Origin of the sequence: Ruegeria profundi, from assembly GCF_001507545.1 — a bacterium.
Lineage (GTDB): Bacteria > Pseudomonadota > Alphaproteobacteria > Rhodobacterales > Rhodobacteraceae > Ruegeria > Ruegeria profundi.
The window spans coordinates 320,894-347,265 of record NZ_LQBP01000001.1 but is presented as its reverse complement, the minus strand read 5'-3'; the positions used below and the strand labels follow the sequence as shown (position 1 = coordinate 347,265).

Genomic DNA, 26,372 nt, shown 5'->3' with positions numbered 1-26,372 from the left:
TTAGCGACACAAGGGGCCCTATGAGTTTATGGGTTCCCGTCACCATCGCTGCCGCCTCGTTCCAAACGGTGCGGTTCATGCTTCAGAAATCGCTGAGCACCGTGAGGCTGACGGCAGCCGGGGCGACATTCGCCAGATTTGCGTATTCTTTACCGCTTGCGGTTATGGCGCTGACCATCGCGGTGCTTGTAACCGGGTATAGCCCACCGCCATTGACCGCTTGGTTCTGGCTGTACGCAATGGTTGGTGGCTCCGCTCAAATCCTGGCGACGATCTGCGTCGTTGCCCTGTTTAAGCAGCGTAACTTTGCCGTGGGAATTACCTTTAAGAAAACCGAAGTGATTCAAACCGCTATCGTTGGATTTTTGGTGCTGGGCGATCAAATCTCGAACGGGGCGCTTTTGGCGATCATACTGGGGCTCGCCGCAGTGTTGCTGTTGTCGAAAAGCCCCGAAGGCGGTGGGGCCTGGTGGAAACACCTATCCAACCGCGCATCCCGCTTGGGGTTGGGATCAGGTGTACTGTTTGCATTTTCTTCGGTCGGCTATCGCGGCGCATCGCTGGAGTTGGGGGACATCGATGCTTGGTTCCGTGCCTTGATCACCTTGGCGTTCGTCGTCACGTTCCAGTTTATCAGCATGGGGCTTTGGCTTTTGTGGCGCGACCGGGCCGAACTTGTCGCTGTGTGGCAGACACGGAGTACAGGTGTGTTTGTTGGCCTGACCAGCCTGTGCGGATCGTTCTGCTGGTTCTTTGCCTTCACGCTGCAAAACGCGGCCTACGTCAAGGCACTAGGGCAGGTCGAGCTTATTTTCAGCTTGCTTGCCTCGATCCTGTTTTTTCATGAGAAGATCACCCGGCGCGAGATCGCCGGGATGACGTTGCTTGGTGTGTCGATTCTGGCGCTGGTGCTGGCGATCTAGCCCGTTCGGCGCTCATCAAAGCTGAGGGCGATGAAATTCGGCAGATGATCGCCCATGCCCACGACGGTCGAGCCATTGTCGTCACGTCGGCTACGTCCTCTGGGCTCTTTGTCCTTCTTGCGGTCGGTCTTCTTGCTGTCGCTCTTTTTCCCGTCTGAAGGCTTGCTTTTTCTCTCGGGCTTCTCGGCCGGTTTCGGTTCGTCCTTGACTGGATTGTCGAGCCGCGGGATGTCCTTTTGGATCAGCTTTTCAATTGCATCCAAGGCCTTTTCATCGCGGCCTGTGCAGATCGTGATCGCTTTGCCATCGCGTCCGGCACGACCGGTTCGGCCGATACGGTGGACGTAATCCTCGGCATGGCTGGGAACGTCGAAGTTGAACACGTGGCTTACCGAAGGAACGTCCAGCCCCCGCGCGGCGACGTCTGATGCCACCAATAGGCGTAGCGACCCGTCACGGAACCCGTCCAGTGTCTTTGTTCGCTGCGACTGATCCAGGTCACCATGAATCGCGGCGGCGTCATAGCCATATTTCTTCAGCGATTTCGCGCAGATATCCACATCAGTCTTGCGATTGCAAAAGATGATCGCATTTGTGCACTTGTCGCCTTCGGCGTCGATCAGAGCACGCAAAACCTTACGCTTCGCGCTGGCCTCGCGGTCGCGTCGTCCGCCCTTGAACATCACCACGCCTTGCTCAATCGTTTCCGAGGCCGTGGCCTGACGCGCAACCTCGATCCGGGCGGGGGCGGACAGGAAAGTGTCAGTGATCCGCTCAATCTCTGAGGCCATGGTGGCCGAGAAGAACAGGGTCTGGCGGGTGAACGGTGTCAGCGAGAAGATGCGTTCGATATCAGGGATAAACCCCATATCCAGCATCCTGTCGGCCTCGTCCACCACCATGATTTGAACGCCGGTCAGCAACAGCTTACCGCGTTCAAAATGGTCCAGCAGGCGGCCCGGTGTGGCGATCAGGACGTCAACGCCGCGGTCGATCAGGGCTTCTTGTTCCTTAAAGCTGACACCTCCAATCAGCAGCGCCTTGGTCAGTTTAAGATGTTTTGAATATGTATCGAAATTCTCGGCCACCTGTGCGGCCAACTCGCGAGTCGGGCACAGCACCAGCGACCGCGGCATCCGCGCTCGCGCACGACCGCGCGCTAGCAAGGTGATCATTGGCAGAGTGAAACTGGCAGTTTTGCCGGTCCCGGTCTGGGCGATACCCAGCACATCGCGCCCCTCCAAAGCAGGCGGTATCGCGCCTTCCTGAATCGGGGTGGGGGTTTCGTATCCAGCTTCCTCAATGGCTTTGAGGACCTTGGGGTTCAGGTTCAGTTCGTTAAACTTTGTCATGTATGTCCGGTTTTTGCGGACACTAGACCTGGCCCGCGCGTCAAAGGTGTGCCGGGCCCGGAAGGCCATACGCAACATCGCGCATTTCGGCTTGGAGCGGGACATAACAAAATCGTAGGTCGGGGTCAAATGAAGTCCCCCGAAGATGTTTCTGCGTCCTGCAGATGGGGGTTTACCGCAACAATTCAGGCACTTCCGGGAAAGTGTTTCGCAAGCTTGGCGTTCAAATTGAGGGGCCGATGCCGGAGCATGCCAAATTTCTCAAGCCGCGCATGCACCTCGGGGTCTGCGCCGCTGATCTCATCGAAAAAACTGCGCAGCCCGTCGACACCGTTTTCGGCGTCGATACGGGTTAGCAATTCGTTCATGTTCATCCCGCCATCGGCACGCGGCACGTTTGGGGACATTCCGGGGCGATAAGAGCCACACTCAAGCCGGAATGGAAGGTGAGCTAGCCAGCAGTCCCAATCCGGTGCGTGGCGGTGGCAAATGTCGACGCCGGGTAGCTCGGCTTTGCAGGGCAAGGGCTCGCCGTTCTGAAGCAGATTGTGGATACGAAAACTGATCTTTGGCAAACCGGTGCGGGCGAATATCTTACCCTGCAAATGACTTAAGAAACCGCCCCGAACAAATGCACCGAAGCTTGGGTATATCGTCTGAACGAGTTTTTCGCGATGCAGGCCTTGGGGGATAAACGCCTTGTACTCATCCTCACCGCTGGCCAGTGCTTCGATCGGTCGGACCCGGACACCGGGAAGGTCGTCAGAGACCTCTGCAAGACACTGAGAAATGGGGCGGTCCGGCCATAAAAACTCATCCATGTCGATATGGGTCAGCCAATCCAGGTCAGTGTTGCGATAGGTGAAGGATGCATTCGCCGTCTGGCGAGTCTGGTGCGCTTGGGGCCGGTCGCGTTTCCGGCTTGCCCAGAACCTGTGATCGCACGTATGGACGTCGATCTTTTTGTGCCCATCCAGCGCGCCAAAGGCTGCCGAGTTGGGTTCGTCCAGAAAGATGTACATCCGGTCGACACCCAAGTCGAGGTGATAGGCCACAAAGCGCAGTATGTCCGGGGTCGGGCCCCGAACGGTCGAAACAATGCCCCAGGTCGGGTTACCGGTCATAAACAGCGTTTTGGCCGATCACGTCATCATTTCCTTGGTCGCCGTCAGGTTCAGTGCCGGATAGTCACGCACAACTCGGTCAATGTCCCACTGCAGTCTGGTCAGGTACACGATGTCACCATCATGGTCATGGGCGATGTGCTGTTTGTTGGCGTTGACAAACTTTTCAACCTCGGCCTTGTCGCCGCTGACCCAACGGGCTGACGTGAACTGAGACGCTTCGAACCGGACGGGCAGGCCATATTCCATCTCGATCCGGCTGGCGAGCACTTCGAACTGCAGCGCGCCGACAACGCCGACGATAAAGCCCGAGCCGATTGAGGGTTTGAACACTTTGGCCGCGCCTTCCTCGGCGAATTGCATCAGGGCTTTTTCCAGATGCTTGGCCTTCATCGGATCGCCTGCGCGAACGCCTTGCAGCAGTTCCGGTGCGAAGGACGGAATGCCAGTCACGCGCAGCGCCTCGCCCTCGGTCAGCGTATCACCGATGCGCAACTGGCCGTGGTTCGGGATGCCGATGATGTCACCGGCCCAGGCCTCTTCAGCCAACTCACGGTCAGAGGCGAGAAACAGCACGGGGTTCGAAATCGCCATCGGCTTTTTCGACCGTACATGCGTCAGCTTCATGCCGCGCTTGAAATGGCCAGATGCCATACGCACAAAGGCCACACGGTCGCGGTGCTTGGGGTCCATATTGGCCTGCACCTTGAAGACAAACCCGGCGACCTTTTTCTCATCGGGTGCAATCTGACGTGGTTCGGCCGACTGAATCTGCGGTTGCGGCCCGTAGGCGCCGATACCTTCCATCAGTTCCTTTACCCCGAACGAGTTGATGGCCGAGCCAAACCAGATTGGCGTCATATGCCCTTCCAGCACCGCCTGTGGGTCGAGTTGGGGCAACAGTTCGCGCGCCATTTCAACCTCTTCCAGCAGCTTCTCCAACAGATGCTCGGGCACGTGCTCAGCCAGTTTGGGATCATCTAAACCGTCGATCTGGATGCTTTCGGCCACCTTGTTGCGGTCGGCACGGTCCATCAGCTCCAGCCGGTCGCGAAGCATGTCGTAACAACCGATAAAATCGCGCCCCACGCCAATCGGCCATGCGGCGGGCGTGACGTCGATGGCCAGCATTTCCTGGATTTCGTCGATGATCTCGAACGTATCGCGGCTTTCGCGGTCCATCTTGTTACAGAAGGTCAGGATCGGCAGATCGCGCAGGCGGCAGACCTCGAACAGCTTCTGCGTCTGGCTTTCCACACCTTTTGCGCCGTCGATGACCATCACGGCGGCATCCACGGCGGTCAGCGTGCGATAGGTATCTTCCGAGAAGTCCGAGTGACCGGGCGTATCGACCAGATTGAACCGGAAATCGCCATAGTCAAACGACATGGCCGAGGCGGAAACCGAGATGCCTCGATCCTTCTCCATCTGCATGAAATCCGAACGCGTACGCCGCGCCTCACCCTTGGCGCGCACTTGGCCGGCCATCTGGATCGCGCCCCCGTAAAGAAGGAACTTTTCAGTCAGCGTTGTTTTGCCCGCATCCGGGTGCGAGATGATGGCAAATGTCCGGCGTCGGGCGATCTCGGGCGGCAGTACGGGTTGGTTCGAGGTATCAAGCATAAGCGCGCGTATAGGCGGGGAAACCGGCCGAGGCAAGATAAAGGGGATGTTCAGAATCGTGTTGCTGTGGCAATAAGAACATAAAGAGAACAAATAGAGGAGAAGACCAATGAACCTGAAAGAGATTGCAGAAGAGCTGGTTGCCGGATGTCGTGAGGATCGCGCCAAGGAAAACCTGCCTGAGCTTTATGCGGCAGATGCGGTTTCGGTTGAAGCGCAGGACATGGACGGCTCTGGCCGGGAAACGCATGGTGTGGACGGAATCCGCGGTAAGCACGAATGGTGGGAAGGTGCGCACGAAGTTTCAAGCGCCACGGTCAGTGATCCGTATCTGCACGGCGATGACCGTTTTGCCGTGATCTTCGAGGTGCAGGGTAAGGTGAAGGAAAGCGGTGAGAGTTTCGATATGCGCGAAGTTGGCGTCTATCACGTCGCCGATGGCAAGATCGTGCGGGAAGAATTCTTCTATTAAGCCGGTGTTGCCAATCTGGTCTTTCCTGTCTGGCCGGTGCTAGACATGCGGCCAATGAAAGGCAGGGAGGATCAGATGGATCTGGGTATTCGCGGAAAAAGAGCGCTGGTTTGCGCCAGCAGCAAGGGATTGGGCTTGGGCTGTGCCGAGGCATTGGCCGAGGCAGGTGTCGATCTGGTGATGAATGCGCGCGGGGCCGATACGCTTGAGCGCGAAGCCGATCGTCTGAGGTCCCAGCACGGCGTTTCGGTGCAGACCGTTGCCTGCGATGTGACCTCACCTGATGGTCAGGCGCAGGTTATCGAAGCCGCGCAAGGCGTTGACATTCTTGTGACAAATGCTGGTGGTCCGCCGCCCGGCATGTGGTCGGATTGGGAGCGTGACGATTTTATCAAGGCGCTGGATGCCAATATGTTGACGCCGATTGCGTTCATGAAAGCACTGTTGCCGGGAATGATGGACAAGGGCTGGGGCCGGGTCGTGAATATCACCTCGCAATCCGTGCGGGCACCGATCGCCGTTCTGGGCCTGTCAAACGCTGCGCGGACCGGATTAACCGGATATGTCGCAGGCACGTCGCGGCAGGTGGCACCGTATGGCGTGACGATCAACAACCTGCTGCCGGGTATCCACGCCACCGACCGCGCGGATGCGCTGGATAGCGGTGTGGCAGAGCAAAAGGGTATCTCAATGGATGACGCTCGGGCCGAGCGCGCGGCAACGATTCCTGCACGCCGCTATGGCACGCGGCAGGAATTCGGCGCGACCTGCGCGTTTCTGTGCTCGCAACAGGCGGGTTTTATCGTGGGGCAGAACATCCTGCTGGATGGTGGCGCCACAAACATGACGATGTAGGGATGTCACAAGGATTCTCGCTGAAAGATCAGTTGTATAACCAGGAAAAGACCCGCTATCTGGCGGGTTTGTTCGCCGGGGCTGCGCCGACCTTTGATGCCCAAGCCTTTGAAGGGCAGGTGATGTCCCGCTTGCTGGACCTTGAGTTGAAAGAGCGCATAGCCTGGATTGCCGAGTGCCTGCAAAATGCCTTTCCGGGGGCGCTGCCGGATGTCGCGCCGACCCTGCTGCGGGCGTTGCCGCCACCGCTTGATCCAACCAAAAAGGATGACGATTTCGGCGATTTTATCTTTGCTCCTCTGGGCGAATGGATCGCGTCCGTGGGATTGGGTCATCCCGACCTAGCACTTGATGTGCTGGAAGAAGTGACGCAGCGCTTTTCGATGGAATGGGCCATTCGTCCGTTCCTGAACACTCATCCACAGCTGGTGCTGAATCGAATGGAACGCTGGTGTGATCATGACAGCTATCACGTGCGCCGGTTGGTAAGCGAGGGTACAAGGCCCAGACTGCCTTGGGGGCAGGCGGTCGGGCTGGACTTGACCGATCCGCTACACTTGCTGGACCGGTTGCACAAAGATCCGACGCGCTACGTCACGCGGTCGGTGGCGAACCATCTGAACGACATCACCAAGAAGAACCCTGATCTTGTTTTGGATCGGTTACGCGCGTGGGAAGCAGAAGGTCAGCAAGATCGGGATGAACTGCGTTGGATGACATCTCATACCCTGCGCGGGTTGGTCAAAACAGGTCATCCGGGGGCCATGACACTGCTGGGATATGATCCCGAGGCCGATGTCACCGTTGAATTGCAAATAAAAGGTGAGGCGCGGATTGACGGGGTGTTGGAATTCGATGTCTTGCTAAGCGGACAGAATAATCAACCTGTTCTAGTCGATTATATCGTTCACTTTCAGAGGCCTGGAGGGAAAACCTCAGCTAAGGTTCACAAGTTTAAACAGGCTAAACTGCGTGATGGTGGGCTGAGCCTTAGTAAGTCGCACAAGCTAAAGGGGAACGCATCCACATACACGTTGGTTCCCGGTGCGCATCGGCTTGAAATTCAGGTCAATGGACGGGTGCGCACGGGTGCGGACTTCGAATTACTCGCATAGACCCTCACGCTTTCGTCAGATTTTGCCTCAGCGGATTGCGCCAACGACAGGGCTGAATTACCTGATTTCCAGCCATCGGGAAAAGGAAACCTGTGATGAATCATGAGTCTGTGCAGAATTACTATGGTGAAGTGCTGCAAAGCAGTTCGGATTTGCAGACCAATGCGTGCTGTACCCCGGACGCCATGCCGGATCATCTGAAACAGGTTCTGTCCAAAGTTCATGATGAGGTGCTGACCCGTTACTACGGCTGTGGCCTGATCGCGCCGCTGGATTTGAAGGGAATGAGCATCCTTGATCTGGGTTGCGGGGCGGGTCGCGATGTTTATGCTCTGTCTGCGATGGTGGGCGAAACGGGCCGGGTCGTCGGCGTGGATATGACGCCCGAACAGCTGGAGGTTGCGCGAGCTCATCAGGATTACCATGCTAGCGCGTTTGGCTATGCGGCCAGCAATGTGGAATTCCATCACGGATACATCGAAAGGCTTGATGACCTGAACCTTGAGCCGGGATCATTCGACATTATAGTTTCAAATTGCGTGATCAACCTGGCCACGGACAAAGAGGCGGTTTTGCGCGGCGCGCACCGTCTGCTGAAGGACGGTGGCGAGATGTATTTCTCGGACGTTTACGCCGACCGTAGGGTGCCGAAAGACATGGCTGAGGATGAGGTTCTGTACGGCGAATGCCTTTCCGGTGCGCTGTATTTGAATGATTTCCTGTCAATTGCCCGCAAGGCTGGGTTTGGCGATCCGCGCCGCGTCACGCATCGCCCGCTGACCATCGAAAACCCGGTTCTCGAGGCACGCGTCGCACCGCTGAAGTTCCAGTCGGCCACCTACCGCCTGTTTAAACTGCCCAAATTGGAACCGGCCTGCGAAGACTACGGTCAGGCGGTGATCTACAAGGGAACGATCCCCAATGCACCGCATCTGTTTGAATTGGATGACCACCACGCGATGGAAACTGGCAAGGTTTTTCCCGTTTGCGGCAATACCTGGATGATGCTGAAAGAAACACGCTTTGCGCAGCATTTCGAGTTCATCGGTGATTTCTCGACCCATTATGGTGTTTTTGAAGATTGCGGTGGAGAAAACGCATTCGAAACACCGGGCCAGGTCGCGTCGGGCGGATGTTGCTGATGTCTTGCACCTGACGGGCGGGGTTGCTATCCCCGCCTAAGCCCGATGAATTTGATCGGGAAAAGACAGCGGGGCCCATCGGTGACATTAGACGCAACTCCTCCTCGTCTGGAAATTCGAAATTTGATCGCGCGGTACGAGGGGCGGGTTGTTGTTGACAACGTATCCCTGTCTGTCGACGCGGGTAAGGTGACTTGCCTTCTGGGGCCATCGGGTTGCGGCAAGTCGACGACCTTGCGCATGATTGCCGGGGTCGAGATGCAGGAATCCGGTGAAATCTATGTAGACGGCAAGTTGATTTGCGACACCGTGTTCCGAATCCCGCCAGAACGTCGAGAGATCGGCCTGATGTTTCAGGACTTCGCGCTGTTCCCGCATCTTAACGTGGCCGACAATGTGGCTTTTGGTTTGAAAGGCCACAAGGACGAAAAGCGCGCCCGGGTTGAAGAGCTTTTGCGCAAAGTCGATTTGATTCATTTCATTGACAAATATCCTCACCACTTGTCTGGGGGGGAACAGCAGCGCGTGGCGCTGGCCCGTGCGCTTGCGCCGCGTCCGCGCATCATGCTGATGGATGAGCCATTCTCGGGCCTTGACAACAGGCTGCGCGATGGAATCCGGGATGAGACGCTGGCCATTCTCAAGGAAGAGGATGCTGCTGTTGTTCTCGTCACGCACGAGCCTGAGGAAGCGATGCGCATGGCGGACGAGATCGCCTTGATGCGGCGCGGCAAGATCGTGCAGCAAGGTGCGCCGTACAATGTATACACACGTCCAGTCGACAAGGCTGCGATGGCGTTTTTTAGCGATATCAACGTTTTAAAGACCAATGTGAAAGGGGCTTTGGCTGAAACGCCGTTCGGGCAATTCCTGGCTCCGGGCGTTCCGGACGGGACAAATGTCGAGATCGTGTTCAGGCCACAACACGTTCGGTTGGACTTTGACCGCAATGGCAAAGGGCCGTTGCCTACTGCAACCGATGGTAAGGCTGCGCGTGGTGTTGTGGAACGCGCGCGTTTTTTGGGCAATGAAAGCCTTGTCGAATTTCGGATGGACTATGACGGATCAATCCTAAAGACGACAGTGCCAAACGTGTTTGTGCCAAATCCTGGGCGGGTCATGTGGTTGACCGTGCGCCGCAGTCATTGCTTCGTTTTCCAGGCTTAGGGTTCAGACGCGCAGTTTTGACCCAAGTGGTGCGCGAAAGCCTCAGATTGCACGCCTGCTTTGCTTGCCGCCACGCGAGGGCGGGTCTATCAAGGTTCAAACACTGCGGCGGATGGGGCTTATGCGTATTCTTCTTACCAATGATGACGGCATTAATGCGCCGGGCCTTATCGCGCTGGAAGCCATCGCCGCCGATCTGGCTGGACCCGAGGGCGAGGTTTGGGTGGTTGCGCCCGCGTTCGAGCAATCGGGGGTTGGGCATTGTATCAGCTACACGCACCCGATGATGGTCGCCGAACTGGGCGAGCGCAGGTTTGCCGCCGAGGGCTCTCCCGCGGATTGCGTTTTGGCCGGATTGCACGACGTGATGAAGGATGCACGCCCCGATCTGGTGCTGTCCGGGGTCAACCGGGGAAATAACTCGGCCGAGAACACGCTTTATTCCGGCACTGTCGGCGGCGCGATGGAGGCCGCTTTGCAGGGCATTCCGGCAATTGCCCTGTCGCAGTATTTTGGGCCACGGAACCTTGGGCTGGACGATCCGTTTGAAACGGCCGCCCGGTTCGGCGCTGGTCTGGTGCGAAAGATCCTGGATGCTGCGCCGGAAAATCAGGGAGATTACCGCTTGTTCTACAACGTAAATTTCCCACCTGTGCCTGCAGATGAAGTGTTGGGCACGCGGATCGCTCCGCAAGGATTTCGTCGTGACACGCATTTTTCGGTCGAGCCGCACAGCTCGCCCTCGGGACGGCGGTTCCTGTGGATCAAAGGCGGCTATCAGCACAACCCAACCGCGCCGGGCACGGATGCGGCGGTTAATCTGGCGGGCTACATCTCGGTCACGCCGATGCGTGCGGATCTGACAGCCCATGATGCGCTTGAGGCATTGAAGACGATCGAATGACCGGACCGGACCCCGAAACAACCATGCAGTTTTTGTTTGCCCTGCGCTCGCGTGGGGTAACGGATGCGCGTGTGCTGGCAGCGATGGAACAGATCGACCGAGGTCAATTCGTCAAAGGCTTGTTCGCCGATCGCGCTTATGAAGATACGCCACTGCCGATTGCGTGCGGTCAGACGATAAGCCAGCCTTCGGTGGTGGGGCTGATGACGCAGGCGTTGGATGTGCGTCCGCGCGACACAGTGTTAGAGGTTGGCACCGGGTCTGGCTATCAGGCGGCCATCCTGTCGAAGTTGGCGCGCCGGGTCTATACGGTTGAGCGTCACAAGCGGCTGGTGCGGGAAACCGGGCAGCTATTCCGCGACCTCGGCCTGACCAATGTTACCGCTATGTTGACGGACGGATCTTTTGGTTTGCCCGAGCAGGCCCCATTTGACCGTATCATTGTAACTGCAGCGGCAGAGGATCCGCCCGGGCCGCTCTTGGCGCAGCTTAAAATCGGCGGTATCATGGTTTTGCCGGTGGGACAGTCGGATGCGGTTCAGACACTGATCCGTGTCAGGCGGACCGAGACCGGTCTGGACTATGATGAGTTGTTGCCCGTTCGTTTCGTGCCCTTGTTAGAGGGTCTTGGAAAGGACGGGGTGTAAGGATTGTTAGGCAACACGCGACGGAACCCCGGAAAACACGGGTAGGCGTTGAGGACAGAATGATGAGAGCAGTTTCCAAGTCAGCGATACTCCGCTGCGCCACCGGCGCGACAGCTTTGGTGATCCTTGCGGGGTGCGATGGTCCGCTGGATTATGACCTTCGTGGAAATGTGGGGGGGTTTTCGACCTCTGATGCCGCGCAAGCCGCGACAGCCAATCGTCCAGCCCCGGATGCCCGAGGCGTCATTTCCTATCCAACATACCAGGTGATTGTCGCGCGCCGCGGTGATACGGTTGCAGACGTTGCCGCGCGGGTTGGGTTGCCCGAGGGCGAGTTGGCAAGTTTCAATGGCTTGAAACCCACTGATCAGTTGCGTGACGGTGAAGTGATCGCTCTGCCGCGCCCGGTCGGTGGTGCCAGTACCGTCGATATCGCCACCATAGCCGGAACCGCGATTGACGAGGCGCCGACAGATGGGTCGGTCCGGACGTCGACGCTGGAGCCCGCGCAGCCTGCGGCGACGGCACCCGCTCCGACCCCTGCGCCATCTGGGCCCGAGCCAATCCGGCACAAGGTTAAACGCGGCGAGACGGCTTATACCATCGCGCGGCTCTACGATGTGCCAGTGGATGCGCTGGCCGAATGGAATGGATTAGGTCCGGACTTTACCGTGCGCGAGGATCAATTCCTGCTGATCCCGATCAAGAACCAACCCGCACCACAACAGGCTCCTGTAGCCGCCACCAACGTGACGCAGCCGGGGCAGGGTTCGCCAACGCCGACCCCGCCGAGTGCAACGCAACCGCTTCCGGACGAGGTGATCGCCCCGGCCGAGCCAGCACCGGACGTGACCGCCGAAGCACCGACTAACCAAAGCAGCGCAGCCCTTGGGCTGCCGGTGACAGGCACGATCATTCGGACCTATGAGAAGGGCAAGAACGAGGGTATCGATATCGCTGCCGCTCCGGGCGCGGCTGTAAAGGCAGCCGAAGCGGGCACCGTGGCTGCGATTACCGCAGATGCAGATCAGGTACCTATCATTGTCGTCAAACACAGCAACGATCTTCTGACGGTCTATGCGAATGTCGACAAGATAACGGTGAAAAAGGGCGATCGCGTGCGCCGGGGTGAGCAGATCGCCTCACTGCGGGGCGGAGACAATTCTTACGTGCATTTCGAAGTGCGCAAAGGCTTCGAAGCCGTCGATCCCGAGCCCTATTTACAGTAAATGCACTGGCTGGTTTCGACCTGCCTTTGGTTGGGCGACCTAGTTATAGGGGTCGTAGTCGCTGAGCCGTTTCCCCGGCTCATCGGCAAAAATCTCGGGCAGGGGTGAGACGGCTTCGATCAAGTCGATGCGGAATACACGGAAACCGTCCCGCAACTCGCACCACGCGGTCAGGGTCCAGACACGGCCCCAATACTCCATATGCAACGGGCGGATCGTACGCTCGGTCAGCACGCCATCAATGCGACGGTAGGACAAATGCAGTTTCTGGCGGGATTTGATCGCAGCACGGATCGGGGCCATGTGGGCCAATCCACGCGCCGCATCCGCAAAGGGATACACCGCGAATTTCCACGTATCCGCCTCGGCCACGACTTGAGTAGGCAAAACTGCGTCGATCTTTTCAGCCAGTGTTTCGGCTGCCGCTTTGAGGTCAGCGTCTGCCGCCTCGGCCACGATAGCCATGCCAAGGTTCAAGGCTTCCAATTCGATCGGGGTCAGGGTTAAGGGGGGCAGGGTGATCTGTTCGCGCACCATGTAGCCGACGCCGCGCTCGCCCTCCACAGGCACGCCCGAGGCGACAAGAGTATCCATGTCGCGGTAAATCGTGCGGACCGAGACCTCAAGCCGGTCCGCGATGTCCTGCGCGCGGTGCAGTTTGCCGTCGCGCAGGATCTGGATGATGTCGAACAGACGGTCAGTGCGGCGCATGACACGCCGTTCTGACAGCCTTTATGCGGTCATTTTCCATAGCACATTCTCATGGCGCATCTGGATGCTTTCGGGATTGATCGCAGCCATCATGCCAGCAGCGCATTCCTGCTGAGGAAGCTGAGCAGCTGCGTCTTGTGCAGCTTTCAAGTCCGTCCAGATGACATAATCGGTCCAACGTCCATCCTCACCTTGGCTCAACTGACGGTGGACGAATCCGGGGGCTGAGCGGACAAACGCCTCAGACGCCTGGCTGAGCTTCACGTATTCTTCCGGCGAGGTGCCGTCTGTGAGGGTGAAGGTGACGATTTCTGCAACATGGGTCATTTGTATCTCCGTTGACCAAGTTTCGATAACCGTGTCCTAACCCCGTGCAACTGACATAAACCTGTCAGTTGGAAAAAACCAGTCTGCAAAAAACGTGTGATGCCGCCAGATTTGAGGGTCGAACGCCGTTCCGCCACTTTTCCAGCGGGCCTAGCAGGCGTAGACACAAGCCCAGATCATATTCCCGGCGCCTGGCGCCGACGCATAAGGAGAAAAGACATGCTCAATAATATCGGCCTTCCCGGCCTGCTGTTGATCGCCGTTGTGGTACTGGTACTGTTTGGCCGCGGCAAGATCAGTTCGTTGATGGGCGAAGTGGGCAAGGGCATCACATCGTTCAAGAAGGGCGTAAAAGAAGGCACCGACGAGATAGAGCAAGACGCCGCCGAAGTGGCAAAGGACGTTACGCCTGAGACAGAAAAAGATAAGGCCTAAACCAAGATGTTTGATCTGGGCTGGACCGAGCTTTTGGTCATCGGCATTGTTGCCCTGATCGTTGTGGGGCCAAAGGACCTGCCGGTGCTGTTCCGCAATGTCGGTCGTTGGGTCGGCAAGGCCCGCGGAATGGCGCGCGAATTCAGCAGCGCCATGAACGAAGCGGCGGACCAAGCGGGTGTTAACGAAATCAAGAAGGGTTTGAATGCGGCGGCCAACCCGGTCAGCAGCGCCATGGACGGTGTGAAAGAAGCCGCACAGGACATGGCCCGCAGCATCGACCCGACCAAATTCGACCCCGATAGCGAGACGGGCAAACTGGCCGCGGAACGGGCCGAACAGGCCAAGAAGATTCAAGCCACGACCGCCCGCGCAGCTGCCGAACGCAAGGCCAAGGAAGCCGCAGATGCTCTTGCCAAGGCCGAAGAGGCCGAGGCCGCGCTGAAAACTGAAAGCAAGACATGACCAACACTGACGAGATCGAAGACAGCTCGGCCCCACTGATCGAGCATCTTGCAGAGCTGCGCACAAGGTTGATTCACTGTGTCGTTGCGTTTCTGGTTGGCATGATCATCTGTTTTACGGTGGCCACGCCGATCTTTAACTTCCTCACTCGTCCCCTGTGCGACGTGCTGGCAGAACGGGGGCAGGATTGCGGTCTGATCTTTATCTCTCCGCAGGAAGGTTTTTTTGTCGCGATCAAGGTGTCATTACTGGGCGGGTTCATTCTGGCCTTTCCTTACATCGGAATGCAGATGTGGCGGTTCGTGGCACCGGGTCTTTACCGGTCAGAAAAGAACGCCTTTCTGCCTTTCATGGTGGCCTCGCCTTTTATGTTTCTGCTGGGGGCAAGCTTTGCGTTTTATGTCGTCACGCCGCTGGCCTATGACTTTTTCCTCGGGTTCCAGCAGTTCGGGGCAGAAGGAGAAGCTGTTGTTGACGGCACGGCTACCGCTCCGCTCAGCGTGGTGTTCCAGGGGTCAGCGCAAGAGTATCTGAACCTGACCATCAAGTTCATCGTGGCGTTTGGGCTCTGCTTCCAGCTGCCCGTTCTGCTTACGCTGATGGGAAAGGCAGGGCTTGTCAGCGCCGAAGGGCTTGGCAGCGTGCGTAAATATGCCGTGGTCGCCATTCTGGTTCTGGCCGCGCTTGTAACACCGCCAGACGTAATCACTCAGATCATTCTCTTTGTTGTGGTCTACGGGCTTTATGAAGTGTCAATCTTCCTTGTGGCTCGCGTTGAAAAGAAGCGCGAAGAGCAACTGCGCGCAGACGGTTACTATGACGACGAAGAGGAGGCGGATGACGAGATCATCCGTGAAGAAGACGGCAAGTAAATCCGTTAACGGTTAGAAAGCAGGCGCGCCAATGATTGGCGCGCCTTTTTCGTACGTGGTACTTGTTGCGCCGTTCGGAACATGGTTTGAACCCGCCAAGTCACGACCGGAGGCCCGAATGGATGACCAAGCCCTGAACCGAATTGCCGATGCACTGGAACGCATGGCACCGGCCCCTTTGGCCGCGCCGGATTTCGGTGCCGCACCCGCCTTTGTCTGGCATATCGAACCCGATAGGCTTGAGCCGGTCACACAGGTCAACCGCGTCGATCTGGAACTATTGATTGGCATCAACCGGTCCCGAGATACGCTATTGGACAACACGCGCCGCTTTGCGGCTGGTTTCAAGGCCAACAATGCACTGTTGTGGGGTGCGCGTGGAATGGGGAAATCCAGCCTCGTTAAGGCCGTTCATGGCTCACTGCAGGCCGATTTTCCCGACCTGAAACTGGTCGAGCTACAGCGTGAAGACATGGGCTCGGTCGCACGCCTGCTGAATCACCTGCGGGTTGCTCCGCACAGGTTCATCCTGTTCTGCGATGACTTGTCGTTCAGTCACGACGACCAGCATTATAAGTCGCTGAAGGCCGTGTTGGACGGCGGCATCGAAGGTCGCCCCGAGAACGTTGTCTTCTACGCGACGTCCAATCGCCGTCACCTGATGCCGCGTGACATGATCGAGAATGAACGCTCCAGCGCCATCAACCCGTCTGAGGCGGTCGAAGAAAAAGTTTCGTTATCGGATCGGTTCGGTCTTTGGCTAGGCTTCCACCCCTGCGACCAGGATGAATATCTTGCAATGATCGAACGCTATTGCGGTGCGTACGGCGTATCGGTCGATGCGGACTTGCTGCGCGCAGAAGCCATCGAATGGCAGGCGACACGCGGCGCGCGTTCGGGCCGCGTGGCTTGGCAATTCTTCGTTGATCTGGCTGGGCGAAACGGTGTGCATATCGCATAACCTGCACGCTTCATCTGGCTGAAAATATCCCCGCCGGAGGCATGGCCCAAAGGGCCATACACTAAAGCAGCGACAAAATCCGTGCGGCTTCGTCTGCCGTTCCGGTCAATGCATCGCGATCTTCTCCGGGATGAAACCTCGCGCGCACGGCGGTGGGCATCGGTGACGGCTCGACAATTGAAACCCGCGGACCGGTGCGTTCTGTTTCAAGCGCCCAACTGCGTGCCAGCGCCAACTGAGCGGCCTTGGTCGCGCCATAGATGCCATAGAATTTTTGGCCTGCTTTCGGGTCATCAAAGAAAACAGCATGGCCAGTCTCACCCAACAAAGGCGCGATGTAGGGGATCAGCACAGACGTGGCAGTTGCATTGATGCTAACCGCCTTTGTCCACTCTTTCGGGTCGATGAAATGTGCCGGCGTCAGAGCCGAGGCATGGACGGCTGTGTGCAGCCACAAGTCCACTTTCCCCCACCGGTCGTGAATGCCACGGCACAAGGTCGCCATAGCGTTCGGATCGGCAATATCCATCGGCGCCAGCGTGGCCGCGCCACCTTTGGCCTGAATGCGGTCATCCAATTCTTCCAAGCCGCCCGTCGTGCGGGCAACGGCGACGATGTGATATTCGGGCGCGAGCGCCTCGGCCAGGGCAGCGCCCAAGCCGCGAGAAGCTCCGGTAACGAGTGCAATTTTGGTCTGATCGGTCATGACAGCGGTTTGGACCTATGGGCGCAGGGCGTCAAGACAGGATTAGCCGCCCGGAATGGCGATCCGTTTGGTCTGGCCGCTTTGTCGCAGCATAATCCCCTCGGGATCGATCGCCACCACGGTCCCCGACGAGACGCGGCTGCCCGGTTTGATTTCTTTGATGCGTCCAGAAGACAATCGGATAAGCGCGCGCATATCCTGCGGGGAACCAAAAACACCAAGTACAGAAACAGAGTTTTTCTTCAGCGCACCCTTTTGCGTAGCTGCGCTTTCGACAGTTGAATTCGACATGAAGTTCGGCCCTGCCGCCTTGGCACGGCCCCTTGTTGTGAGTGGTTGGCAATCGGCGACCTAGCAAACAGATAGGCCGAGTAAAAGCCTATCTGACGTCGCATTAAGGCAATGCGATTGGCTTTGACGGCGAAGCCATTGGGATTGCGATTTCTTCAGCGAAGGGTTGTGCGCAAAAATCCACTCATCCCAATCTGAGACCCCAAAATAAAGGCCCGTATCACCTTTGTGACGCGGGCCGATCAAAATATTGATTCGCGAAAAGGCTTATCCTGATGCCAGCTCCGCCCGGTTCCACGAGCCACCCGGCATCTGCATGTCTTCTTTTTTCTTGCTCGCGCGACTGCTGTTTTCAAGGCTGTTCAAATAGTCATTGCTGACACTGCCGGTGATGTAATCGCCGTCAAAGCACGAGCAGTCGAAAGACTCAATCTCGGGGTTGCCTTCTTTGGCGGCCCAGATCAGATCCTCAAGGTTCTGATAGAACAGGGCGTCTGCCCCCAGTTCCTGACGGATCTCTTCAATCTCTTTGCCGTTGGCGATCAACTCGTGCTTTGTAGGCATATCGATGCCGTAGACATTTGGGAACTTCACGGGCGGAGAGGCGCTGGCGACGTAGACTTTCTTGGCACCGGCCTCTCGGCACATCTGAACAATTTTCTTGATCGTGTTCCCGCGCACGATCGAGTCGTCGATCAGCAGAACGTTTTGGTCTTTGAACTCAAGCGGAACGGCGTTCAGCTTGCGGCGCACGGACTTCTGACGCTCTTCCTGTCCGGGCATGATAAAGGTTCTGCCGACATAGCGGTTCTTCACCAGTCCCTCGCGATAGGGGATGCCCGTGGCCTTGGCGACTTCCAGCGCGACCGGGCGGGCACTGTCCGGTACGGGTATGATCCGGTCGATTTCAAGGCCTGCCTCCTCAATCTGGTGGGCAAGCGTCTGGCCCATACGCATCTGAGTTTTGTAAACTGACACACCGTCCAGCAATGAATCCGGACGCGCCAGATAAACATACTCAAAAATACAGGGGGTCAACCGGCCTTCGACGGCCTGGAAAGTGTGCATGTTGCCTTCGAGGTCGATCAGAATCGCCTCACCCGCCTTTAGGTCCCGCAGTTTTTTGAAACCGTTGATACCAAAAGCCACGTCTTCCGACGCAAAGGCATAATCATCACCGGCACCCTCCACTTCGCGCTTAGCAACCGACAGAGGGCGAATTCCGAACGGATCGCGGAACGCCAGCATACCAACTCCGGCAACAAGGCAGATTACCGAGTAAGCACCCTGAACCCGTTCCATCGTCATTTTTACACCGGCAAAGATGTTGCGGATCGGCTCGGCATTACCGTTGACCTTGATTGCGTCGGCCACTTTATCCGCCAGCACGTTCAGCAGAATTTCGGAATCCGATGTGGTCCGCAGATGGCGGCTGTACTTGGCGGTCACTTTCTCGCGCTGTTCAGCCGTGTTGGTGATGTTGCCATTGTGGACCAGATAAATGCCATAGGGCGCGTTGACAAAAAAAGGCTGAGCCTCTGCCGCGCTCAATGAACCTGCGGTCGGATAGCGGACATGGCCCAACCCGATTCTGCCCAACAGAGTTTCAGCGTCTTGCGCGTTAAACACATCCTTGACCAGACCATTGGCCTTTTTTTCGCGGAAGAACTCGCCATTGTAAGTGACGATGCCCGAGGCGTCCTGCCCCCGGTGCTGCAGCATAAGCAGCCCGTCATAGATTTCCGCAAAGACATCATGCGTCTTGCTTGCGATCCCCAAAATCCCACACATGTACGGGCTCCAATTTCTACGACGTTTTCACTAGCGGTGATGAATTGAACATCTGCATGGCTGGTTTTGCACCCGGCGGTGCCGCCGTGACAGATGACGTAGACGCGTCATCGTCCTGCGGGCAGGCGCGAGGTAAAAACGGGTACAGCAAGATCGGTAGCTCCGATTCCATGTCAGTTCGGCATCCACATAATGCCTAACGGGACCTGTGTCATCAAAGGATCACAATTGTGATTTCCTGCACAAGGTTTTTCCGGTCACGGCATCAAAAGGTGACACCGGGCCAGCCTTGTGTTGTCATATCAAGATTAAAGAGTATCAAAATCCGTCTAGTGTCGATTGGGGCTTGGTTATGTGGGAACACAAGCAAGGACAAAAAAAGGAAGAGCATACAAAGCGCCGGTGCCATCGTTGCCGCGGCATGGGACGCGCGCCATGTCCCATCTGCAATGGAGCTGGAGAGGTTGTCAAAAGTCGGGATATTCACGGTAAGCCGGTTTTTGGGCGCTGTGACGGGTGTTTTGGCGTTAAAACCATGAGATGTACGGTCTGCGCGGGCGAGGGTTTCGTTTAGCTCGCCCATCCCGTCGCTACGGAAAAAAATGCCCGGTAAAAACCGGGCTTTTTCTCATTCAGTGGTAGCGGGTGCTGTTTCGTCCGCGGCGGGGGCCGCTGGCTCTGGCGTGGTTTGGGTGTCAGCGCCACAGCTTGCAACAAGCTCTTCATATTGCTGTGTAACCCATCCCAGAGCCTGTTCCGGGTTCTGTTCTTCGATCCGGTCGCTGAATTGTTCGAACACTTTGGCAGAGCGGCTTTCGTCTACAATCGTGTAGGATTGGCCGGTCATGATCGTGTCGTAGACAAAGAAGGCGATGGCAACCAGGAGGATACCGCGTGCGATGCCAAAGAAAAAGCCAAGCGCCTGGTCCAATCCGCCAATGGCTGAACGTTGCACGATCGACGAAAACAGCGGTGTGAAAATACTGACTACGATCAACGCAACGGCAAAAACTGCGGCAAAGCCGGTTATCACCGATAGTTCGCAACTGTCGCGCAGGAAATCCCCGACCACCGGGATTTCTTTCACCAATGGGACAGCCTGAGGCGCAAAGATAAAGGCCAGAACGGCGGCCGCGACCCAGCCCGCGATGGCCAGAACCTCGCGCAGGAACCCTCGGGAATAGGCCAGCAAGCCCGACACGACGATGATCAGGGCAACCACCCCGTCGATAATTGTAAAACCTTCCATGGCCCTCGCCTGTATTTTTTTCAGCCCCTTAAGGTGCTATCTTAACCTGCTCCGAAGGTTTCGCCAACAAACCCCACCAAATCAGAGGGTCGGGTGAGTGTCAGACCTGCCACAGTACCGGTTTTGCCACCCGCCGGAGCAATGGCCGATTTGAAACCAAGTTTTTGCGCCTCTTTCAACCTGTTTTCGGTTTGCGGGGCCGGTCTAAGTGCCCCGGATAGCGAGATTTCTCCGAAAACAACGGTATCAGCGGGCAGGGCCGTGTCTTCGCGGGCGCTGAGCAGGGCGGCGGCGACCGCAAGGTCTGCGGCGGGTTCGCTGACTTTCAGCCCTCCGGCCACATTCAGATAGACGTCAAGCCCCGCAAAAGGCACGCCGCAGCGCGCTTCGAGCACGGCAAGGATCATGGCCAGCCGCCCGCTGTCCCATCCAACGACGGTCCGGCGGGGTTGAGAATGGGGCGAAGGGGCCACAAGCGCCTGCAACTCAACCAGGACGGGGCGCGTGCCCTCTATACCAGCGAAAACGGCAGATCCGGGGCTCGGGGCGCCACGTTCCGACAGGAACAAGGCCGAAGGATTGGTGACCTGAGCCAGCCCTTTGCCGGTCATCTCAAATACGCCGATCTCGTCAGCGGGGCCGAACCGGTTTTTAACGGCGCGCAGAATACGGAATTGGTGACCACGCTCACCTTCAAAATAAAGCACGGTATCAACCATGTGTTCGACCACACGCGGGCCTGCGATCTGACCCTCTTTGGTAACATGACCGACCATGATGATTGACACACCATGTCGTTTCGCAAACGTGGTCAATTCATGCGCAGCGGCCCGGACTTGTGATACTGAACCGGGCGCGCTGTCCACATTGTCTGCCCACATCGTCTGAATCGAGTCGATAATGGCAAGGCCGGGCTTTTCTGCCTCGAGCGTCGTCAGGATGTTGCGCAGGTTGGTTTCGGCGGCCAACTGAACCGGTGCGTCCTCAAGTCCCAGACGCCGGGCACGCATGCGGACTTGCGCGCTGGCTTCCTCGCCCGAAACATAGATAGTCTTGACGCCCGCGCGGGAAAACCGCGCTGCGGCCTGAAGCAAGAGGGTGGATTTGCCGATGCCGGGGTCTCCGCCGACCAACAGCGCCGAAGCGGGAACAAGGCCACCGCCAAGTACGCGGTCCAGTTCCTCGACCCCGCAGAGGGTGCGGGGTGGGGGCGTTTCCTCGGTGGATAAATCCGTGAGGGTGATAGACTGGCCGCGTTTACCACCGAGTGACTTTTTCGCGGGTCCAGCCGAAAGGGGCACGTCTTGCGTGATCGTGTTCCATTCACCGCATGCGTCGCAACGCCCGGACCAGCGCGAATGCGACGCGCCGCAGGCCGAGCAGGAGAAAGTCGTTTTTGCCATGCGGCCTTGGTGCCCGAGGTTGGGCCGTTCTTCAAGCCCTTGCGGGCTTTCATCTCCGCCGATGGCGCGCCGCGTCCTCAGGCCCCTTGGGCCATCGTCCGCGGCGGGCGCATACGCGCCTACTCAGCCGCGCGGGGCGGTGGCGACATCGCGACCACGCTGGATGAAGCAGGTGCGCCATCCTGCGACTGTGCCTGCAACTGAACCGACAATTCTGGAAGCAATTCAAACAGTTCGTCCCGGAGGCGCGTCAATTGCGACCGGGCAATTGCTTCTTCCATTTCAACGTCGCGTGTCCACTGGCGCAGTTCATTCTGGATGACTTGCGCTTCTTCCAAACGGTGCTGGAACATTTCGATTTCTTCCTGCCGTTGTTGCAGGAATGTCCGCGCTCGGTTGACCTGTGCGTCGCCGTAGGTTTCGGCAAGATCATGGCTGATGTGGCTCATCTGCGCTGCCAGTTCCAGTATCTCGGGTTCGAGCGATTGCAACTGAGGGTGCTGGCGCAAGAAGGCTATCCGCTCTTTCACTGCGTCGAACTCGGAAGACATGACGAACAGACCGCCACGATCCGCAGCGTGCGCTAACTGATAGGCTTCGGACACATCGTGCATGTTCAAAGCAAACCTACGATGGCTGTTTTCCAAGGCCATCATCCGTGCATTTGCCGGCAAGTAAAAAGCCAGCATGAGAACCAGTATGGTTATGCCAATCTGGATATACATTCCGGCGTCCATAGCTGATCCTCCCGCGAGACCGGCTTGCATGGATAGCCAGGGAAGCACCCCCAATGCTGACAAAAACGTTACGGAAACGGCGAAAAGGGCTGCTGCACATATGAGTGCAAAAGTTAGTCTCAAAAAGACATTCTGAAATTGCAAAGTAATATTATGGAGGGCAGTCATGGTCGACGAACTCCTTTAAAAACCGGTACACAACCAGACCCAAGCGGAGAAATCCAAAACACGCAGATTGATCCGCTGCGGACCTGAAAACGACAATTTTTTGCTGCTCGAAATAAGATAATGATACTCAGATGAGTGTTTTCAATCAATTAGCTCAGAGTATTTCGTGAACTGCGTGTCATTTCCGTAATGTGACCCAGTGCGATCGAGGCCAGAATGCAGGCCGTGAATAGATATAGGCCCCATGCGGTTTCAATGGTCGCGTAAGAGATTCCCTTGGCCAGCGTGATGTAAAGCGCGATCAGGAAAATGTCGGCCATCGCCAGTTTGCCGAGGATATTCAGCGCCGGTTGGACACGTGCATCCAGCAGGTCCCATTGGATCAGGGCAGTGCCGATGGTTTTGATGTAAGGCGCGAAGAGGGCAAAGACCGTGACGATCAGTGCCAGGAAGACGTCCGATTTCCACAAGGACTGGAGCCCGGTTATGACGCTTATTTCCGACAAGCCGAAGATCGGGAGTAGCCCCGCTCGCATCAGCGGAGCGAACCACGCGATGGGGTAGAGGATCAGGAGTGAGAGGGTGGCAAGGCGGAGGGTCATGAACCTACTTATTTACCATGTCGGGACCGATTAGTTACACAATAGACGAAATCACCTCTGCGAATAGCCGCGTAAATTGCCTGTCAGACTTGGACGCCCTCGCGCCAAGCATTGCGTAAGGCCATCGGCAGCGCGTCATCGTTTCCTTCGTATAGAAAGTCTAAGGACAGCCCATACTTTTTCCGAAGAACCAAAGCGCCACCCAAAGATAATCTCTGTGTACCCGCCTCCCACAAAGAGTAAGCACTTCTTTTAAATCTATGCTTTCAACAAACTCTGCTTGGGTTTATCCAAGAACCTTGGTCCGGTGCCATTTTAAGCGGGTGGCAATGTCTTCAAATGGCCTTGGTTTTTTGTCGTCCATCGCTTGCCTGCATTTTCGGAATTGCTTGAAACCATAACGGCTAATGGCATATGGGCATGGTTGGTACGAGATAACCTGTCAAAAAAGAATTTTAGATAGGTCCATCACCGCACCGCCTCAATCGGCCCTTCTGCGCTCCCGCTGATGAACTGCTCAAGATACGGATCGCCCGAGGAATCCATCTGGCTTACCGGGCCGGTCCACTGGATCACGCCGTCATGCAGCATCGCCACGTTGTCAGCAATCGCGCGGACCGAGCTCATGTCGTGGGTGATGGTCATCGCGGTGGCGCCCATTTCGGTCACGATCTCGCGGATCAGGTCGTTGATGACGCCGGACATGATCGGGTCCAGACCGGTGGTAGGTTCGTCGAAGAAAATGATCTCGGGCTCGGCGGCGATTGCGCGGGCAAGGCCCACGCGTTTCTGCATGCCGCCCGAAAGTTCCGAGGGGTACAAATCGGCCACGTTGGAACGCAGCCCTACGCGGCGCAACTTGTCGATGGCGATTTCGCGCGCATAGTCGGCAGGTTGCTTCATTGGGCCGCGCAGCAAACGAAATGCGACGTTTTGCCAAACGGGCAGGGAATCGAACAGGGCTCCCCCCTGAAACAACATGCCGAACCGGGCCAGAAACGCGTCGCGGTCGCCCGTGCTTGCGTCTTTGCCATCGACATAAATCATACCGCTGTCGGGCTTAATCAGGCCAAGGATGCATTTCAGGGCCACCGATTTTCCGGTGCCCGAGCCGCCAATGATGACCATCGATGTGCCCTTGGCAATCTCAAGGTTCATGCCTTGCAGAACCTGATTGGACCCAAACGCTTTTTCTACATTCTCCATCCGGATCATAGCGAGAAGAATACCCCTGTCAGAATGAAGTTGGCGGCGAGAATCATGATAGCGGCAGACTCAACCGAGGATTTGGTGGCCCGGCCCACGCCTTGCGCGCCACGCCCCGAATTCATGCCATAGTAGCACCCCATGACGGCCGCGATCACTCCGAAGGCGGCCCCTTTGACAAGCGAGGAAACGATATCCCGCGTTTCAAGGAAATTGACGGTGTTCAACAGGTAGGTCGCGGGGTTGAAGCCAAGGTTCTGTGTCGCAACCACGTAGCCGCCTGCGATACCGATGATGTCACCGATGCCGACCAGCAGCGGAACGGTGATCAGCGCGGCCAGAACGCGGGGGGCCGTCAGGTATTTCATCGGATGGGTCGACAAGGTGACCAGCGCGTCGATCTGCTCGGTGACTTTCATGGTGGCGATCTCGGCCGCGATGGAGGAGGTGACGCGCGCGGCGATCATCAGGCCCACAAGGACAGGGCCAAGTTCCCGCACCATACCGATGGCGACGATCTGCGGCACCACGGCCTCGGCATTGAAGCGCGCGCCGCCGGCATAGATTTGAAGCGCCAGCGCGCCACCAGTGAAGATGGCAGTCAGGCCGACAACTGGCAGGGACAGCCAGCCGATATTCATCAGGGCAACGGCAAATTCACGCGGGTAATAGGGCGGGCGGAAAATGTGTGAGACCGCATGAAACGCGAACAGCCCCACCCGGCCAAAAGTGGCGAAAAGGGCCAGAACCGCCCGGCCCAACCCGCCCAGCAAAAAGAAAGGATTCATTCTACGTAGCCCCGAGAGTAGCGCGCGCCAAGCGAGGTGAGGATTTCATACCCGATCGTGCCTGCGGCCTCGGCCAGGTCATCGACGGTTTGATGCCCGTTCAGAATGCGCAGACGTTCGGGGTCTTGGGGCAGATCGGTGACATCGACCGTGATCAAGTCCATCGAGATGCGGCCAACCACCGGGCAGGGCTGATCACCGGCGAATGCGTCGATGCCACCTCCGATTGCCCGGTGCAGGCCGTCCGCATAGCCTGCCGCAACGGTTGCGATGCGAGACGGACGACGGGCGACCCAGGTGTTGCCGTAGCCAACGGTCTCTCCGACTTCGACCGCGCGAACCTGAATAACGGGTAAATCGACTGTAACAACCGGTTTGGCCTCCGCGAACGGCATACCGCCATAAAGACCGACACCCGGGCGGCAGAAGTCAAAATGGAATTCCGGCCCCAACAGTATACCCCCGGTGGCCGCTAAGGACCGAGGGGCTGCAACGCCGTCGGTCATCGCGCGGAAGGTTTTCAATTGCTGTTGGTTCATGGGGTGATCGGGTTCATCCGCACAGGCCAGATGAGACATAACCACCACCGGCTTCAAAGGCTCAGCTTTGGGGCGCAGTTCGGCCCAATCTGTCAGCTCTAGCCCGAGGCGATTCATGCCACTGTCCAACTGAATGCCAAAGGCGTGTTCGGGCATCGCTTGTTGGTGGCGCACAAATTGCTCGGGTGCGTTGATCAGCGGTGTCAGATCATGATCCCGAAGCAGGTCGGTGTCGCCCTCCATATGGCCGGAGAACACGGCGATCATCGGCCCGGGACCAATGGCCTTGCGTACGGCGGCACCTTCTTCGGCGACGGCGACAAAAAACTTACGAACGCCTTCTTCAGCCAAAGTTGCCGATACCGGCCCGGCCCCAAGACCATAAGCGTCGGCTTTGACCACGGCGCCGGTCTCGACATTCGTTTTCGCATTGAGCGCGCGCCAGTTACTGGCCAGCGCATGTAGGTTGATCGTCAGTCGTGCGGTACTCATGGTGCTGTTCATGACATTGGATCGCGGTAGGTCAAGGGGGAATGCGGCAATTCCTGAACATATATCCTTGATACTG

At 57.4% G+C, this 26,372-nt stretch carries 28 protein-coding genes; 13 read left to right on the top strand and 15 right to left on the bottom strand.

Annotated features, from left to right (window positions below; all coding sequences use genetic code 11):
• Nucleotides 1-20: 20 nt before the first annotated feature.
• Entirely contained in the window at nucleotides 21-923 is a 903-nt protein-coding gene (locus AVO44_RS01700; RefSeq protein ID WP_068331664.1) for a DMT family transporter, read from the top strand.
• Here the strand turns inward: AVO44_RS01700 and AVO44_RS01695 are convergent.
• From AVO44_RS01695 to AVO44_RS01685, 3 genes are all read right to left on the bottom strand, one after another.
• On the bottom strand, nucleotides 920-2,275 hold the full coding sequence (locus tag AVO44_RS01695; RefSeq protein ID WP_068331663.1) for a DEAD/DEAH box helicase: 1,356 nt from the start codon (nucleotides 2,273-2,275) through the stop codon (nucleotides 920-922). The genes AVO44_RS01700 and AVO44_RS01695 overlap by 4 nt on opposite strands.
• A gap of 185 nt (nucleotides 2,276-2,460) precedes the next feature.
• Nucleotides 2,461-3,399, bottom strand: coding sequence for a glycosyltransferase family 2 protein (locus AVO44_RS01690; RefSeq protein WP_068331662.1), 939 nt, complete (start codon nucleotides 3,397-3,399; stop codon nucleotides 2,461-2,463).
• An 18-nt stretch (nucleotides 3,400-3,417) separates the two neighbouring features.
• Nucleotides 3,418-5,022: a peptide chain release factor 3 gene (locus AVO44_RS01685; RefSeq protein WP_068331660.1), complete on the bottom strand. Its 1,605-nt coding sequence runs from the start codon at nucleotides 5,020-5,022 to the stop codon at nucleotides 3,418-3,420.
• Nucleotides 5,023-5,131: 109 nt separating this feature from the next.
• Here AVO44_RS01685 and AVO44_RS01680 point away from each other — a divergent pair, with 109 nt between their 5' ends.
• From AVO44_RS01680 to AVO44_RS01645, 8 genes are all read left to right on the top strand, one after another.
• Nucleotides 5,132-5,494: a SnoaL-like domain-containing protein gene (locus tag AVO44_RS01680; RefSeq protein WP_068331657.1), complete on the top strand. Its 363-nt coding sequence runs from the start codon at nucleotides 5,132-5,134 to the stop codon at nucleotides 5,492-5,494.
• A gap of 75 nt (nucleotides 5,495-5,569) precedes the next feature.
• Nucleotides 5,570-6,349, top strand: coding sequence for an SDR family oxidoreductase (locus tag AVO44_RS01675; protein ID WP_068331654.1), 780 nt, complete (start codon nucleotides 5,570-5,572; stop codon nucleotides 6,347-6,349).
• A gap of 2 nt (nucleotides 6,350-6,351) precedes the next feature.
• Nucleotides 6,352-7,464 carry a hypothetical protein gene (locus tag AVO44_RS01670; protein ID WP_068331652.1) on the top strand — a complete coding sequence of 371 codons (1,113 nt, stop codon included), beginning with the start codon at nucleotides 6,352-6,354 and terminating at the stop codon, nucleotides 7,462-7,464.
• A gap of 95 nt (nucleotides 7,465-7,559) precedes the next feature.
• Nucleotides 7,560-8,606, top strand: coding sequence for a methyltransferase domain-containing protein (locus AVO44_RS01665; protein ID WP_068331649.1), 1,047 nt, complete (start codon nucleotides 7,560-7,562; stop codon nucleotides 8,604-8,606).
• A gap of 45 nt (nucleotides 8,607-8,651) precedes the next feature.
• On the top strand, nucleotides 8,652-9,773 hold the full coding sequence (locus tag AVO44_RS01660; RefSeq protein ID WP_082677357.1) for an ABC transporter ATP-binding protein: 1,122 nt from the start codon (nucleotides 8,652-8,654) through the stop codon (nucleotides 9,771-9,773).
• Between the two features lie 121 nt (nucleotides 9,774-9,894).
• A complete protein-coding gene (surE, locus tag AVO44_RS01655) occupies nucleotides 9,895-10,677 on the top strand; it encodes a 5'/3'-nucleotidase SurE (RefSeq protein WP_068332613.1) in 783 nt (260 codons plus the stop codon).
• Entirely contained in the window at nucleotides 10,674-11,324 is a 651-nt protein-coding gene (locus AVO44_RS01650; protein ID WP_068331646.1) for a protein-L-isoaspartate(D-aspartate) O-methyltransferase, read from the top strand. The genes surE and AVO44_RS01650 overlap by 4 nt, the downstream gene beginning before the upstream one ends.
• Nucleotides 11,325-11,386: 62 nt before the next feature.
• The gene (locus AVO44_RS01645) at nucleotides 11,387-12,553 is read left to right on the top strand and encodes a LysM peptidoglycan-binding domain-containing M23 family metallopeptidase (protein WP_068332611.1); all 1,167 of its coding nucleotides are present in this window, start codon (nucleotides 11,387-11,389) and stop codon (nucleotides 12,551-12,553) included.
• Between the two features lie 39 nt (nucleotides 12,554-12,592).
• Here the strand turns inward: AVO44_RS01645 and AVO44_RS01640 are convergent, their stop codons facing one another.
• Both AVO44_RS01640 and AVO44_RS01635 read right to left on the bottom strand, forming a co-directional pair.
• The gene (locus AVO44_RS01640) at nucleotides 12,593-13,264 is read right to left on the bottom strand and encodes a helix-turn-helix transcriptional regulator (protein ID WP_068331643.1); all 672 of its coding nucleotides are present in this window, start codon (nucleotides 13,262-13,264) and stop codon (nucleotides 12,593-12,595) included.
• A 21-nt stretch (nucleotides 13,265-13,285) separates the two neighbouring features.
• Nucleotides 13,286-13,591 (bottom strand): hypothetical protein, encoded by a 306-nt coding sequence (locus AVO44_RS01635; protein WP_068331641.1) that lies wholly within the window; start codon nucleotides 13,589-13,591, stop codon nucleotides 13,286-13,288.
• A 219-nt stretch (nucleotides 13,592-13,810) separates the two neighbouring features.
• Here AVO44_RS01635 and tatA point away from each other — a divergent pair, with 219 nt between their 5' ends.
• The 4 genes from tatA to AVO44_RS01615 all read left to right on the top strand — a co-directional run bounded on the left by tatA (nucleotide 13,811) and on the right by AVO44_RS01615 (nucleotide 16,324).
• Nucleotides 13,811-14,026, top strand: coding sequence for a twin-arginine translocase TatA/TatE family subunit (tatA, locus tag AVO44_RS01630; protein WP_068331640.1), 216 nt, complete (start codon nucleotides 13,811-13,813; stop codon nucleotides 14,024-14,026).
• A gap of 6 nt (nucleotides 14,027-14,032) precedes the next feature.
• Complete coding sequence (gene tatB, locus AVO44_RS01625) at nucleotides 14,033-14,491, top strand: Sec-independent protein translocase protein TatB (RefSeq protein WP_068331639.1); 459 nt, start codon at nucleotides 14,033-14,035, stop codon at nucleotides 14,489-14,491.
• Entirely contained in the window at nucleotides 14,488-15,363 is an 876-nt protein-coding gene (gene tatC / locus AVO44_RS01620; protein WP_068331635.1) for a twin-arginine translocase subunit TatC, read from the top strand. Before tatB ends, tatC begins: the two co-directional genes overlap by 4 nt.
• Before the next feature lie 118 nt (nucleotides 15,364-15,481).
• Nucleotides 15,482-16,324: an ATP-binding protein gene (locus AVO44_RS01615; protein WP_068332605.1), complete on the top strand. Its 843-nt coding sequence runs from the start codon at nucleotides 15,482-15,484 to the stop codon at nucleotides 16,322-16,324.
• A gap of 61 nt (nucleotides 16,325-16,385) precedes the next feature.
• On the opposite strand, the gene AVO44_RS01610 is transcribed toward AVO44_RS01615, so the two are convergent.
• From AVO44_RS01610 to alr, 10 genes are all read right to left on the bottom strand, one after another.
• Entirely contained in the window at nucleotides 16,386-17,030 is a 645-nt protein-coding gene (locus tag AVO44_RS01610) for an SDR family NAD(P)-dependent oxidoreductase (protein WP_068331633.1), read from the bottom strand.
• A 42-nt stretch (nucleotides 17,031-17,072) separates the two neighbouring features.
• Nucleotides 17,073-17,321, bottom strand: coding sequence for a hypothetical protein (locus tag AVO44_RS01605; protein WP_068331626.1), 249 nt, complete (start codon nucleotides 17,319-17,321; stop codon nucleotides 17,073-17,075).
• A 267-nt stretch (nucleotides 17,322-17,588) separates the two neighbouring features.
• Nucleotides 17,589-19,112 carry an amidophosphoribosyltransferase gene (gene purF / locus AVO44_RS01600; RefSeq protein ID WP_068331624.1) on the bottom strand — a complete coding sequence of 508 codons (1,524 nt, stop codon included), beginning with the start codon at nucleotides 19,110-19,112 and terminating at the stop codon, nucleotides 17,589-17,591.
• Nucleotides 19,113-19,740: 628 nt separating this feature from the next.
• Nucleotides 19,741-20,361 (bottom strand): CvpA family protein, encoded by a 621-nt coding sequence (locus AVO44_RS01595; protein WP_068331620.1) that lies wholly within the window; start codon nucleotides 20,359-20,361, stop codon nucleotides 19,741-19,743.
• A 41-nt stretch (nucleotides 20,362-20,402) separates the two neighbouring features.
• Nucleotides 20,403-21,764 carry a DNA repair protein RadA gene (gene radA, locus AVO44_RS01590; protein ID WP_068331617.1) on the bottom strand — a complete coding sequence of 454 codons (1,362 nt, stop codon included), beginning with the start codon at nucleotides 21,762-21,764 and terminating at the stop codon, nucleotides 20,403-20,405.
• Nucleotides 21,765-21,883: 119 nt separating this feature from the next.
• Nucleotides 21,884-22,501, bottom strand: a complete 618-nt coding sequence (locus AVO44_RS01585; protein ID WP_233421896.1) for a DNA repair protein — start codon at nucleotides 22,499-22,501, stop codon at nucleotides 21,884-21,886.
• Nucleotides 22,502-22,818: 317 nt separating this feature from the next.
• A complete protein-coding gene (locus AVO44_RS01580; protein ID WP_068331609.1) occupies nucleotides 22,819-23,271 on the bottom strand; it encodes a paraquat-inducible protein A in 453 nt (150 codons plus the stop codon).
• 468 nt (nucleotides 23,272-23,739) lie between these two features.
• A complete protein-coding gene (locus tag AVO44_RS01575; protein ID WP_068331608.1) occupies nucleotides 23,740-24,486 on the bottom strand; it encodes an ABC transporter ATP-binding protein in 747 nt (248 codons plus the stop codon).
• Entirely contained in the window at nucleotides 24,483-25,265 is a 783-nt protein-coding gene (locus AVO44_RS01570) for an MlaE family ABC transporter permease (protein WP_068331605.1), read from the bottom strand. The genes AVO44_RS01575 and AVO44_RS01570 overlap by 4 nt, the downstream gene beginning before the upstream one ends.
• On the bottom strand, nucleotides 25,262-26,296 hold the full coding sequence (gene alr, locus AVO44_RS01565; RefSeq protein WP_068331603.1) for an alanine racemase: 1,035 nt from the start codon (nucleotides 26,294-26,296) through the stop codon (nucleotides 25,262-25,264). Before alr ends, AVO44_RS01570 begins: the two co-directional genes overlap by 4 nt.
• Between the last annotated feature and the right edge of the window lie 76 nt (nucleotides 26,297-26,372).